General features: G+C 61.6%; 13 protein-coding genes. 9 read left to right on the top strand and 4 right to left on the bottom strand.

The genetic code is table 11. The features are described from left to right. The first annotated feature begins 75 nt into the window (after window positions 1–75). Complete coding sequence (gene ada / locus AOA59_RS22525; RefSeq protein ID WP_099489124.1) at window positions 76–1,128, top strand: bifunctional DNA-binding transcriptional regulator/O6-methylguanine-DNA methyltransferase Ada; 1,053 nt, start codon at window positions 76–78, stop codon at window positions 1,126–1,128. Between the two features lie 54 nt (window positions 1,129–1,182). On the opposite strand, the gene AOA59_RS22520 is transcribed toward ada, so the two are convergent. Next, window positions 1,183–1,776, bottom strand: coding sequence for an ABATE domain-containing protein (locus AOA59_RS22520; RefSeq protein ID WP_065929973.1), 594 nt, complete (start codon window positions 1,774–1,776; stop codon window positions 1,183–1,185). A 175-nt stretch (window positions 1,777–1,951) separates the two neighbouring features. On the opposite strand from AOA59_RS22520, the gene AOA59_RS22515 reads away from it, so the two are divergent. From AOA59_RS22515 to AOA59_RS22480, 8 genes are all read left to right on the top strand, one after another. Continuing rightward, window positions 1,952–2,830: an alpha/beta fold hydrolase gene (locus AOA59_RS22515; protein WP_099489123.1), complete on the top strand. Its 879-nt coding sequence runs from the start codon at window positions 1,952–1,954 to the stop codon at window positions 2,828–2,830. 109 nt (window positions 2,831–2,939) lie between these two features. Beyond that, window positions 2,940–4,004 (top strand): nitronate monooxygenase family protein, encoded by a 1,065-nt coding sequence (locus AOA59_RS22510; protein ID WP_099489122.1) that lies wholly within the window; start codon window positions 2,940–2,942, stop codon window positions 4,002–4,004. A gap of 112 nt (window positions 4,005–4,116) precedes the next feature. Continuing rightward, window positions 4,117–4,875 carry a molybdate ABC transporter substrate-binding protein gene (gene modA, locus AOA59_RS22505; RefSeq protein WP_099489121.1) on the top strand — a complete coding sequence of 253 codons (759 nt, stop codon included), beginning with the start codon at window positions 4,117–4,119 and terminating at the stop codon, window positions 4,873–4,875. Next, complete coding sequence (modB, locus tag AOA59_RS22500) at window positions 4,872–5,558, top strand: molybdate ABC transporter permease subunit (protein WP_178076286.1); 687 nt, start codon at window positions 4,872–4,874, stop codon at window positions 5,556–5,558. The genes modA and modB overlap by 4 nt, the downstream gene beginning before the upstream one ends. Before the next feature lie 5 nt (window positions 5,559–5,563). Beyond that, the gene (modC, locus tag AOA59_RS22495; protein ID WP_099489119.1) at window positions 5,564–6,643 is read left to right on the top strand and encodes a molybdenum ABC transporter ATP-binding protein; all 1,080 of its coding nucleotides are present in this window, start codon (window positions 5,564–5,566) and stop codon (window positions 6,641–6,643) included. Window positions 6,644–6,717: 74 nt separating this feature from the next. Then, window positions 6,718–7,767 carry a DNA topoisomerase IB gene (locus AOA59_RS22490; RefSeq protein WP_099489118.1) on the top strand — a complete coding sequence of 350 codons (1,050 nt, stop codon included), beginning with the start codon at window positions 6,718–6,720 and terminating at the stop codon, window positions 7,765–7,767. Between the two features lie 124 nt (window positions 7,768–7,891). Further along, complete coding sequence (locus AOA59_RS22485) at window positions 7,892–9,526, top strand: ABC-F family ATP-binding cassette domain-containing protein (RefSeq protein ID WP_099489117.1); 1,635 nt, start codon at window positions 7,892–7,894, stop codon at window positions 9,524–9,526. A gap of 69 nt (window positions 9,527–9,595) precedes the next feature. Further along, entirely contained in the window at window positions 9,596–10,300 is a 705-nt protein-coding gene (locus tag AOA59_RS22480) for a YoaK family protein (protein ID WP_058420356.1), read from the top strand. A gap of 145 nt (window positions 10,301–10,445) precedes the next feature. Here the strand turns inward: AOA59_RS22480 and AOA59_RS22475 are convergent, their stop codons facing one another. From AOA59_RS22475 to AOA59_RS22465, 3 genes are all read right to left on the bottom strand, one after another. Further along, window positions 10,446–10,799: a lipoprotein gene (locus AOA59_RS22475; protein WP_099489116.1), complete on the bottom strand. Its 354-nt coding sequence runs from the start codon at window positions 10,797–10,799 to the stop codon at window positions 10,446–10,448. Window positions 10,800–11,043: 244 nt separating this feature from the next. Beyond that, a complete protein-coding gene (locus AOA59_RS22470; RefSeq protein WP_065929964.1) occupies window positions 11,044–11,355 on the bottom strand; it encodes an AzlD domain-containing protein in 312 nt (103 codons plus the stop codon). Beyond that, entirely contained in the window at window positions 11,352–12,047 is a 696-nt protein-coding gene (locus tag AOA59_RS22465) for an AzlC family ABC transporter permease (RefSeq protein WP_058420359.1), read from the bottom strand. Before AOA59_RS22465 ends, AOA59_RS22470 begins: the two co-directional genes overlap by 4 nt. Window positions 12,048–12,059: the final 12 nt, after the last annotated feature.

Here is a 12,059-nt window from a genome sequence, read left to right as displayed (position 1 = left end):
TTTGACCGCAAGCTTCAGAGTGTCGGCCATCAGCAACGCGGTTAATCTGGCCGTGATCCGTCAAGAGTGCAGGCCATGACCACCGAACAAGACCCACGCTGGGCCGCTATCGTCGCCCGCGATGCCAAGGCCGACGCCCTGTTTGTCTACGGCGTTAAAACCACCGGCGTGTATGGCCGCCCCAGCAGCGCCTCGCGGTTGCCACGCCGGGAAAACATCGAGTTCTTCGACACCCCGGCACAAGCTGAAGCGGCCGGTTATCGTCCGAGCAAACGCGCGGCCGGCGACCAGACGCAATTGGCGGCCCATCACGCCCAGCTGGTGGCCGAGGCATGCAGGCAGATCGAGCAGGCCGAAACCGCGCCCAGCCTGGAAGCCCTCGCCCATGGCGCCGGGCTAAGCGTGTTCCATTTTCACCGCGTATTCAAAGCGGTGACCGGGCTGACACCCAAGGCCTACGCCAACGCCTTGCGTTCGCGCAAAGTCCGCCACAGCCTCAAGGGCGAGCATTCGGTGACGGATGCGTTGTATGACGCGGGTTTTAATTCCAACAGCCGCTTTTATGAATCCGCCAATCAAGTGCTTGGCATGAAGCCCAGCGACTACAAAGCCGGCGGCACCAACAGCACGATTTTGTTTGCCGTGGGCCAATGTTCGCTGGGGGCGATTCTGGTGGCGCAAAGCCAACGCGGCGTGTGTGCGATTTTATTGGGCGATGACCCGGACGCCCTGCTGCGCGACCTGCAAGACCAGTTCCCCAAAGCCGAACTGGTCGGCGCAGATCATGCGTTCGAACAGTTGATCGCCCAGGTCGTGGGCTTTATCGAAGCCCCTGCCCTGGGTTTGAATTTGCCCCTGGATTTGCGCGGCACCGCCTTTCAGGAGCGCGTGTGGCAGGCACTGCGCGACATCCCGGTGGGCAGCACCGCCAGCTACGCGCAGATAGCTGCGCAGATCGGCGCGCCCAAGTCATTTCGCGCGGTGGCCCAGGCCTGTGGCGCCAACAGCCTGGCGGTGGCGATTCCCTGTCACCGCGTGGTGCGCAGTGATGGAGAACTGTCGGGCTACCGCTGGGGCGTAGAGCGCAAACGGCAACTGTTGGAACGCGAACAGTCGGTGAAACCCTAGGGAATACCGATATAGACACCGGCTGTTATTTGATCGCTTGCAGCGCCCTCGCCGTTAAAGCCCCAGTTTTCGTTTACGAAACTCGGCCACCTTATGCCGGTTGCCACACAAGGCCATGCTGCACCAGCGGCGCTTGTGAGCCTTGGTCCGGTCGTAAAACCACAGGATGCATTCAGGATGCTCGCAGCGGCGAATCAGGTTGAAGTCGCCGGCCACCAATAAATTAGCTGCGGCTTCGGCAAGCGGCGACAACAATTGCTCGGCGGTCTGCACTTTGCGTTGGCGCTCCAATTGCGGCGCGCCGGATGCCGGCCAAAGCAGCTGCGGGTGGCTCACCGCCTTGCGCAAAAAGCCATTGAGGGCCGCCGGGTTGCCCGCCTGGCCCTGCTTGCGTGCGGCGACCAATTCACGAATCACCTCACGCAGCTCCCGCGCGGCGCGCAGCAACGCACCGTCTGCAAATACCGGAATGCCGCCCGCCTCGGCCCACTGCAAACGCACCAGCCAACGCTGCACGTCCGCGTCCGCCTGCCAGAAATCCCACGGCACGCCGTCGATAGTCGCCAGGGTATTGAGCATGTCCAGCACGGGCTCATCGGCCAGGACATAAGGTTCGAGCGGTGCAACTGAGGGCGTAGAGATGGCCATGGTGAATCCTCTTGATCACGGCGCAATCGTAACCGTTATTTTCATTTTTGTGTAGTTACACCCGGCAAGTTTATAACCGGTATAAAACGTTTGACAGGTTACAATTTTGAGCGCAGATTTTTAGAGAATGTAACCACTAAAACAAACCAATCAAGTTACAAAAGGCGTACTGATCATGTCTATCCAAGCCCCTGCCGTTCGCTACCACCACGTCGACGCCGACGGCGTGCGCATGTTCTACCGTGAAGCCGGCGACCCGGCGGCCCCGGTGATTTTGCTGCTGCACGGCTTTCCGAGTTCCTCGCATATGTACCGCGACCTGATCCCGCTGCTGGCCACGCGGTTTCGGGTGATTGCCCCGGACTTGCCAGGTTTCGGCTTTACCGAAGTGCCTGCAGAACGCGACTACCACTACAGCTTCGACAACCTGGCAACCACCGTGGGGCATTTTGTCGATGCACTGAAACTCACGCGCTACGCCCTGTACGTCTTCGATTACGGCGCACCGGTTGGCCTGAGGCTGGCGGTGGCGCACCCTCAACGGGTCAGCGCGCTGGTCTCGCAAAATGGCAACGCTTACCTGGAAGGCCTCGGCGATGCCTGGGCACCGATTCGTGCCTATTGGGCCGAGCCCAGCCAGGCCAACCGCGAGGTGATCCGCAACGCGGTGATCAGCCTGGAAGGCACGCGCTACCAATACCTGCACGGCGTGAGTACACCTGAGTTGATTGCGCCGGAGTCCTACATGCTTGATGTGCTGTTGATGCAGCGCCCCGGCAACGACGAGATCCAGTTGGACCTGTTTCTCGACTACCGCAACAACCTCACCCTGTACCCGCAATTCCAGGCATTTTTCAAAGCCACGCAGGTGCCAACGCTAGTGATCTGGGGCGAGCACGACCCGTTCTTCATTCCACCCGGCGCCCACGCCTACAAGCGCGACAATGCCAATGCCGTGATCGAGTTGCTGGACACCGGCCACTTCGCCCTGGAAACCCACGCCGCGCATATCGCCGAGCGCATTCATACGGTGTTGGGGCATGCCATCGACTGACGAAAAAGCACAAAACCGCCACATCGTCCAGTGAATAAAACAGACTGGCCGGGTGCCAATGGCCCTGCTAAAACAGCGCAAAGTCTTACTCACGCTGGAGACGCATCCCATGAGCACCTGGCCAGACACCCGCATTCTCGACCTGCTGGGCATCGACGTGCCGATCATCCAGGCGCCGATGGCCGGCGCCACCACCACCGCGATGGTCATTGCCGCCAATCAGGCCGGCGCCTTGGGCTCAATGCCCGCCGCCGCGCTGAGCATCGAGCAACTGCGCGAAGCCTTGAGCACCATTCGCCAAGCCAGCAATGGCCCGATCAACGTCAATTTCTTCTGCCACCAACCGCCACCGGCTGATCAAGCGCGTGACCAGCGCTGGAAGGCGTTGCTGGAACCCTACTACCGCGAACTGGGCGCCGATTTTGATGCACCCACCCCGGTGTCCAACCGCGCGCCGTTCAACGAGGCCGCCTGCAAAGTCGTCGAAGAGTTTCGCCCCGAGGTGGTGAGCTTTCACTTTGGGCTACCGGAACAAGCCTTGCTCGATCGGGTTAAAGCCACCGGTGCCAAGGTGCTGTCCTCGGCGACCACCGTTGAAGAAGCCATATGGCTCGAACAGCATGGCTGCGATGCAATCATTGCAATGGGCATTGAAGCGGGCGGGCACCGAGGGATTTTCCTCAGTGACGACCTCAACACCCAAATCGGCTTGATGGCGCTGGTGCCGCAAATGGTTGACGCGGTGAAGGTGCCGGTGATCGCCGCAGGCGGCATTGGCGATGCACGCGGCGTCGTCGCGGCATTGGCCCTGGGTGCCTCGGCGGTGCAAATCGGCACTGCGTACCTGTTCACCCCTGAAGCCAACGTCAGCGGGTCACACCACTATGCCTTGCGCCATGCCCAGGCCAGCGAAACCGCGCTGACCAACCTGTTCACCGGCCGCCCGGCGCGCGGCATCGTCAATCGGGTGATGCGTGAACTGGGCGCGATCAACCCATCGGCACCGGCATTCCCCACCTCTGGCGGCGCCCTGATGCCGCTCAAGGCCAGGGATGAAGCCGGCTTCAGCAACCTGTGGGCAGGCCAGGCACTGCGTCTGGGTAGAGATATTTCCACGTATGACCTGACCCGTCAGCTGGCCGAACAGGTGCTGGCCAAGCTCAAGCGCAACTGACACCTGGGGCAACTTTGCACTGTACCGGCAATGGCCAACCGCTATATATTCTCATACATAGCGGTAGAGCCTTCTGCCTAGAGCATGCCGTATACCCCCAAGGAGCTGCTTCATGATGATCCGCGCTTCACGCCTGGCCCCCCTTATTGCCGCCTTTGCCCTCGGCACTGCCCACGCCGATGAAGTCCAGGTGGCTGTCGCCGCCAACTTCACCGCGCCGATCCAGGCGATGGCCGCCGATTTCGAAAAAGACACCGGCCACAAGTTGGTCGCGGCCTACGGCGCTACCGGCCAGTTCTATACCCAGATCAAGAACGGCGCGCCGTTCGAAGTGTTCCTCAGCGCCGATGACACCACCCCGCAAAAGCTTGAAAGCGAAGGCGACACGGTCAAAGGTTCACGCTTCACCTACGCGGTCGGCACCCTGGCGCTGTGGTCGGCCAAAGAAGGTTATGTGGATGCCAGGGGCGAGGTGCTGAAGAAAAACGACTTCAAGCACCTGTCCATCGCCAACCCCAAAGCGGCGCCTTATGGCCTGGCGGCCACTCAAGTGCTGGCTAAAGAAGGCTTGACCGAGAAGGTCAGGGACAAGCTGGTCGAAGGCCAGAACATCACCCAGGCCTACCAGTTCGTGTCCACCGGCAACGCCGAGCTGGGTTTTGTTGCGCTGTCGCAGATCTACAAGGACGGCAAGGTTACCAGCGGTTCGGCGTGGATCGTTCCGGCGGCCATGCATGACCCGATCAAGCAAGACGCGGTGATCCTCAATAAAGGCAAGGACAGCGCGGCGGCCAAAGCCTTGGTTGAATACCTCAAGGGGCCAAAAGCCGCTGCGGTGATCAAGTCCTACGGTTACGAATTGGCCCACTGAACATGCCGCTGTCGAGTGCCGATTTTTCCGCCATCTGGTTGACCCTCAAACTGGCGTCACTGACCACTGTGATCCTGCTGATCATCGGCACTCCGATTGCCCTGTGGCTGTCGCGCACCCGCTCCTGGTGGCGCGGCCCCATAGGCGCGATTGTCGCGTTGCCGTTGGTGTTGCCACCGACGGTCATCGGTTTTTACCTGCTGTTGACCATGGGCCCCAACGGTTATTTCGGCCAGTTCACCCAATGGCTGGGCCTGGGCACCCTGACGTTCAGTTTCGCCGGGCTGGTGATCGGCTCGCTGATCTATTCCATGCCGTTTGTGGTGCAGCCGCTGCAAAACGCCTTCTCCGCCATTGGCACGCGCCCACTGGAAGTGGCGGCGACGCTGCGCGCCAACCCTTGGGACACATTTTTCACGGTGATCCTGCCCCTGGCCCGCCCTGGTTTTATCACCGCCTCGATTCTGGGCTTCGCTCACACCGTCGGTGAGTTCGGCGTGGTGCTGATGATCGGCGGCAATATCCCCGACAAGACCCGCGTGGTCTCGGTGCAGATCTACGACCACGTCGAGGCCATGGAATACGCCCAGGCCCACTGGCTGGCCGGCTCCATGGTGGTGTTCGCTTTTCTCGTATTGCTGGCGCTCTATTCCAGCCGTAAAACCAGAATGGGTTGGAGCTGACCGCCATGATTGATGTACGCCTGAACCTGAAGTACCCGGGTTTTGCGCTGGACGTGGACCTGCACCTGCCCGGCCGTGGCGTGACCGCACTGTATGGGCATTCCGGCTCCGGCAAGACCACCTGCCTGCGCTGTATCGCCGGGCTTGAGCGGGCTGCAGACGGATTGGTCCAAATTAACGGTGAGGTCTGGCAAGACAGCCGCAACGGCATATTTGTGCCGCCGCATAAGCGCGCATTGGGTTATGTGTTCCAGGAGGCGAGCCTGTTTGCGCATTTGTCGGTGCGCGCCAATCTGGAATTCGGCCTCAAGCGTATTGCACGCTCGCTTCGCCGCGTGCACCTGGCCCAGGCGGCCGAACTGCTCGGCATTGGCCACTTGCTTGAACGCCACCCGCAGCACTTGTCCGGCGGCGAACGTCAGCGCGTCGGCATCGCCCGCGCGCTGCTCACCAGCCCGCAGTTGTTGTTGATGGATGAACCCCTGGCGGCCCTGGACAGCAAGCGCAAAAGCGAGATTCTGCCCTACCTCGAACGCCTGCACGATGAGTTGGATATTCCGGTGCTGTACGTCAGCCATGCCCAGGATGAGGTCGCGCGCCTGGCCGATCACATCGTGCTGTTAAGTGACGGCAAGGCCCTGGCCAGCGGCCCCATCGGCGAAACCCTGGCACGCCTGGACTTGCCGATGGCGCTGGGCGATGACGCCGGGGTGGTCATCAATGGCAGCGTGCTTGCCTACGATGAACACTATCAACTGCTCACCCTGCAATTGCCCGACAGCCCGTTGCAAATGCGCGTGGCTCATGCACCGCTGGCGTTGGGCAAACCGTTGCGGGTCAAGGTGCAGGCGCGCGACGTCAGCCTCAGCCTGCACGCCGAGGAAGCCAGCAGCATCCTCAACCGCTTGCCGGTGACGGTCACCCAGGAAATAGCGGCGGACAACAGCGCCCACGTGCTGGTGCGCCTGGATGCCGGCGGTACGCCGCTGCTGGCGAGGATTACCCGCTTCTCCCGCGACCAGCTGCACCTGCATCCGGGCCAGGCGTTGTGGGCGCAAATCAAGGCGGTGGCGGTGTTGGCGTAAGTATTTGGCACCCGCGCAAAACCCTGTGGTCAATCAGGTATACCGGCCTGATCTGTTGCCAAGGAACCTGCACCATGCCCGACTCTGCGCTGCCTGCCGACCTGCCCCGCGACCTGCATTATGTGGACGACACCCAACCCGGCATCCGCCGCAAAAAGCTGCGTGGCAAGTTTCACTACGTCGACCCCAAAGGCCAGCGCATCACCGATGCCGATGAAATCAAACGCCTGAATGCCCTGGCCGTGCCACCGGCCTACACCGATGTATGGATCTGCGCCGACCCGCGCGGGCATCTGCAAGCCACCGGCCGTGATGCCCGAGGCCGTAAGCAGTACCGCTATCACGCGCGCTGGCGCGAAGTGCGCGACACCGACAAATACTCGCGCCTGCAAGAGTTCGGCAATGCCTTGCCCAAACTGCGCAAGCAATTGGAAGCGCAAATCGCCGCGCCGGGGTTCACCCGTGAAAAAGTCCTGGCCACCGTGGTGATGCTGCTGGACGCCACACTGATCCGCGTCGGCAACACCCAATATGCCCGCGACAACAAATCCTACGGGCTGACCACCCTGCGCAACCGCCATGTGGACATCAAGGGCAGCGAGATCCAGTTCCAGTTTCGCGGCAAGAGTGGCGTCGAGCACCAGGTCAGCGTCAAGGACCGGCGCCTGGCCACGGTGGTCAAGCGCTGCCTGGAGTTGCCGGGGCAGAATCTGTTTCAGTACCTGGACGAAGACGGCGAGCGCCACACTGTCAGTTCCCACGACGTGAATGCCTATTTGCACAGCCTCACCGGCGCCGATTTCACCGCCAAGGATTACCGCACCTGGGCCGGCACCGCCATGGCCCTGGCGGTGTTGCGCGAGTTGCAGTGGCAGCCCGAATCCGATGCCAAGCGCCACGTGGTGGCGATGGTTAAAGATGTCGCCAAGCAGTTGGGCAATACGCCAGCGGTGTGCCGCAAGTGCTACATCCACCCTGCCGTGCTGGAGCATTTCAGCCTGGGCGAACTGTCCAAACTGCCCAAACCACGGGTGCGCAAGGGCCTCAAAGCCGAAGAAGTCGCGCTGGCGATGTTCCTCGAGCAATTGGCCACTGACTTGCCCAAGGGCGCCAAGCTGAGTTAGCCTTCGGGTCCCTTCTGACTCACGGGATGAGCGCCGACGTGAACCACTAAGCCTTCCAAAATGTACCTGCAACCAGCCGCCTGGCGCGCTTGTTGGCCTGTTCGACATTTTTTTGGAGGTGCTGATGACTGACGTCAAACGCCTGCCCGTATTGGTTTCCCTGCAACACGTGTGCTTCCAGTTCGCCAATGGCGAAACCTTGCTGGACGATCTCACCCTGTCCATTGATTACACACCCACCGGGATTGTCGGCCGTAATGGTCGCGGTAAAAGTATCCTGGCGAAGCTGCTTGCCGGGGTGCTTGCGCCCTCTTCCGGTAAGCTGAACGGCAAGGCCCGCGTAGCTTACGTCGCACAGAGCCTGACGCTGCAACCGGGAGCAAGCCTTGCGCAGATCACCGATACCGCCCAGGCCTTGGCCGCGCTTGGGCGCATGGCCCGAGGCGAGGCCCGGGCCGGTGACCTTGAGCTGATTGACGATCGCTGGGACCTTGCCGAACGCTTGCGTGCCGCACTCGATGGCGCAGGTTTACACGCGCTCGGCTTTGACGCGCCAGCCAATCAGCTGAGTGGCGGCCAGTTGGCCAGGGTTGCCGTCATCGGTGCGCTATTGGCGGCGCCGGATCTGCTGGTGCTGGATGAACCCACCAACCACCTCGACAGCCATGGACGCGAGTGGCTGCTGCGGGTTTTGCGCGAGTGGCGCGGCGGTTTGGTGGTGGTCAGCCATGATCGACAGCTGCTCAATACCCTGGGGCGCATCGTCGAGCTGTCGCCCCTTGGCATGCGTGTGTATGGCGGCAATTACGCTGCCTATCGCCAGCAACGCGAGACCGAACAGCACGCTGCCGCCATGGCGCTCGAGCATGCTCGCCTGCAACGCAGCCGCGAACGCAAGCGCCTGCAAAAAGATCACGACAACCTGCAACGCAATGCCGCACGCTCACGCAAGCACGCCGAAACCGCCAACGTTGATCGCTTTACCAAAGCCCGCTGGAAAGGCGCCGCCAAGGAAATCGTCAGCACGGTGCGCAGCGCTCACCACGCCTACAAGAATGAGCTGGATGGGCAGGTGCGCCAGGCTTATGCGCGTGTCGCCGATGAAACCCCGACCTTGCTCGCCCTGCCCGGCTCGGCCTTGCCCAACGGCCGACACCTACTCACCCTGGAGCATGCCCAACTGCCGTGGCTTGACCCGCACCAGCCGGCGACTTACCTCTCGCTCAACCTGATCGGCCCGGTACGCGTGGCCGTGCGTGGGCCGAACGGTTGCGGCAAGTCCACGCTGCTCAAGCTGCTGGCAGGCCAATGGCAGGCGGTCAGCGGCGCCTGCACGGTGTCGATACCCGCCGCGTATATCGATCAGCACCTGGCGCTGCTGATGGATGAGCGTTCCATCGTCGAACAACTCAACCTGCTCGACACGCCTCTGGCCGAAGCCGAGCTGAGCACGCGCCTGGCCTTGTTGCAACTGGACGCGGTGCGCGTCACCCAACCCACCGGCCAACTGAGCGGCGGCGAACGCTTGAAAGCCGCAATGGCGATCGCCTTGTGGCGCGATTCCCCGGCGCAACTGCTATTGCTGGGCGAGCCCACCAACCCTCTGGACCTGGAATCGGTACTGGCCTTTGAACAGGCGCTGCGCGGGTTTACCGGGGCGATTGTCGCGGCGTCCCATGACGAGGCGTTCATCCAGGCGATCCGGCCGACCCACCATTTGATCTGGCAGCCCAGCGGCTGGCGACTGGAAAGTGTCTGAGGTCATTGCATGCGCGGCCGAAGCGTCCTACGGTAGTGGCCGAATAATCTCACCGCGGAGCCCGGTCCTATGTTGCCTTCGTCCCAAAGGCCTTACGCCAATGCAGCACTTGCCCATCGCCAACGCTGGCGCGGGCGGGTCGGCTTGATGCTGGTGGCCAGCCTGTCGGTGCTGGCGGGCATGACCGATGCGATTGGCTTTATGGCCAGCGGGGATTTTGTTTCATTCATGAGCGGCAACACCACGCGCCTGGCGGTGGCGATCAGCGCCGGCGACCTGGGCCTGACCGGGCGCCTGCTGTTGCTGGTGGCGATGTTTGTGCTGGGCAACGCACTGGGTGTGGTGGTCAGCCGCTTCAGCCGCCGGCATGCGCTGCCTTTGCTGCTGTGTATCGCCGCCTTGTTGTGCGGCGCGGCGCTGTGGCCCTTCGACGATACATTGCCGGCGCTGCTGGCGGCGATCCTGGCCATGGGCATGCTCAATGCGGCCGTGGAAGAGGTCAACGGTTTGCCGGTGGGCCTGACCTATGTGACCGGCGCGCTCTCACGTTTTGGCCGCGGGCTGGGGCGCTGGATATTGGGGGAGCGGCGTAATGGTTGGCGGGTGCAACTGGTGCCGTGGGTCGGCATGTTCGTGGGCGCCGTGATCGGCGCGGTGCTGGAGCACCAGCTCGGGCTCAAGGCGCTGCTGGTCAGTGGCGCATTGGCCGCCGTGCTGGGGCTGGTATCACTGAAGATTCCCCGGCGCTGGCACTTGGGCTACATGCCGCGCTAGGAAGAAAACGAGGCCCGCTCGACGATAAGGCCTCGACGTCCGTGTACTGGTAAAGAGCCATCACGTCGAGCGAGCGAAACGAATGATAAACCTATGCCCCGCGACTGTCCCGCCGGGCGTTTCCGAAAAATGCTAAGGAGACAGCTTACAGACAGGTTGCCAGTGCGGCCAATCGACGCTTGGCCGGCATTGTGTCCTGGGCGGCATAGTAGTTGACGCTGGAACCGGCACCGGCTACGCGCACATCGGCGAAGTAGTCACCGCCCGTGGTGTAGACGGTAAAACCACCGGCTTCGAGCGGCTCTTTGAAGCCACCGGCATCAACGCCGAACACCGCCTCGTCCTGCCAGCCGAACTGAATGCATTGGGCTACCACCAATGTGGCCTTGTCCGACGCCAGGGTCTTGTAGGGCTGACCGCTGCGCGCGTCCTTCATCTTCGAGCCCGCACAGCCGGACAGTGCGGCCACTGCCAATGCGCCAATTACCAGCTTTCGCATGCCATTGCTTCCTTTGGAAAAAATGCGACTTTACCACTCTCCGGTGATTGTCTGATGCGTGCATGAACTTTGTTTCACTGTGAAGGGTGCGCCTGGCCCCTATAGTCAGCAGGCTCATTTTTAAGAAGTATCCCTTCTGCCCGCTCTCCCGCGGGCCTTTTTTTGCCTGCGATTTCAGGGCGAGATGCGGTCAACCTGTGGGAGCCGGGGTTGCCACAGCAAAAGCAACACCAAGGCGTGCCCCTCAAAACCACCAGCGAAACAAATAAAACAACCCCATGCTCAACAGCACCGTAATCAACACGCTACGCGTCCAGAACATCAACGCCACCGCACAAACACCCGCCAGCAAATAAGGATTCGTCGGGCTCAAATTCAGCTTGTGATCAGCGAGAAAAATAATCGGCCCGCAAATCGCCGTCAGCATCCCAGGCACTGCAAACCCCAAAAACTCCCGCGCCCCACGGTTAAGCCGCACCGGCAAACGCGGCTCGATAAACAGGTAACGGTTAAGGAAAACCACCAGCCCCATGGCCACAATCATGATGTAGATCACTTCTGCCCTACCCCCAGTCGCTTGCAGGCAAACCCTGCACTCATGCCCAACACCCCGGACACCACCACCGCCGACTCCCAGTGCAGAAAGCTCAGCCACACCGAAAACAGCAGCGACACCGCCACGCACACCACCGTTGGCACATCACGCACCACCGGGGTAATCAACGCGATAAAGGTCGCAGCAATCGAAAACTCCAGCCCCAACTGGTCAAGCCCGGGAATGCTTTTGCCAAGCACAATGCCGGCCAGGGTAAAAAGGTTCCAGGCGATGTAAAACGTCAGCCCCACCCCCAACGCATACCAGCGATTGAACGTCTCACGGTCATAGTGGTTGACCAGTGCGAAGAACTCATCAGTGAGCAAAAAGCCCAGGCTCATGCGCCAACGGGCGTTGAGTGACGAGAGTGTCGGGCGCATGTGCATGCCATACAGCAAGTGCTGGGAAGTCAGCAGCAAGGTGGTCAGCACAATCGAAATCAGGCTGGCGCCGCTCTTGACCATGCCGATGGCCACCAACTGCGCGGCACCGGCAAACACGATGGCGGACAAGCCCTGGGCCTGCAGCGGGGTAAATTGCGCGTCGATGGCCATGGAGCCGGCGAGCAGCCCCCACGGCGCACAGGCCAGGGATAACGGAATAACGGCGATGGCGCCGCGGGCGAAGGCGTAATGCGGTAAGGCAGCAGGCATGGAGACGGCTCA

This window comes from Pseudomonas sp. 2822-15 (assembly GCF_002742515.1).
GTDB classification, from domain to species: domain Bacteria; phylum Pseudomonadota; class Gammaproteobacteria; order Pseudomonadales; family Pseudomonadaceae; genus Aquipseudomonas; species Aquipseudomonas salomonii.
Note: the sequence above shows the minus strand (reverse complement) of the source record. Positions and strands in the feature narration are given on the sequence as shown.

Bases quoted from the DNA above. Each gene is read 5' to 3' on its own strand.
- ada (WP_099489124.1), top strand. From the start codon at position 76: ATGACCACCGAACAAGACCCACGCTGGGCCGCTATCGTCGCCCGCGAT.
- AOA59_RS22520 (WP_065929973.1), bottom strand. From the start codon at position 1,776: ATGGCCATCTCTACGCCCTCAGTTGCACCGCTCGAACCTTATGTCCTG.
- AOA59_RS22515 (WP_099489123.1), top strand. From the start codon at position 1,952: ATGTCTATCCAAGCCCCTGCCGTTCGCTACCACCACGTCGACGCCGAC.
- AOA59_RS22510 (WP_099489122.1), top strand. From the start codon at position 2,940: ATGAGCACCTGGCCAGACACCCGCATTCTCGACCTGCTGGGCATCGAC.
- modA (WP_099489121.1), top strand. From the start codon at position 4,117: ATGATGATCCGCGCTTCACGCCTGGCCCCCCTTATTGCCGCCTTTGCC.
- modC (WP_099489119.1), top strand. From the start codon at position 5,564: ATGATTGATGTACGCCTGAACCTGAAGTACCCGGGTTTTGCGCTGGAC.
- AOA59_RS22490 (WP_099489118.1), top strand. From the start codon at position 6,718: ATGCCCGACTCTGCGCTGCCTGCCGACCTGCCCCGCGACCTGCATTAT.
- AOA59_RS22485 (WP_099489117.1), top strand. From the start codon at position 7,892: ATGACTGACGTCAAACGCCTGCCCGTATTGGTTTCCCTGCAACACGTG.
- AOA59_RS22480 (WP_058420356.1), top strand. From the start codon at position 9,596: ATGTTGCCTTCGTCCCAAAGGCCTTACGCCAATGCAGCACTTGCCCAT.
- AOA59_RS22475 (WP_099489116.1), bottom strand. From the start codon at position 10,799: ATGCGAAAGCTGGTAATTGGCGCATTGGCAGTGGCCGCACTGTCCGGC.
- AOA59_RS22465 (WP_058420359.1), bottom strand. From the start codon at position 12,047: ATGCCTGCTGCCTTACCGCATTACGCCTTCGCCCGCGGCGCCATCGCC.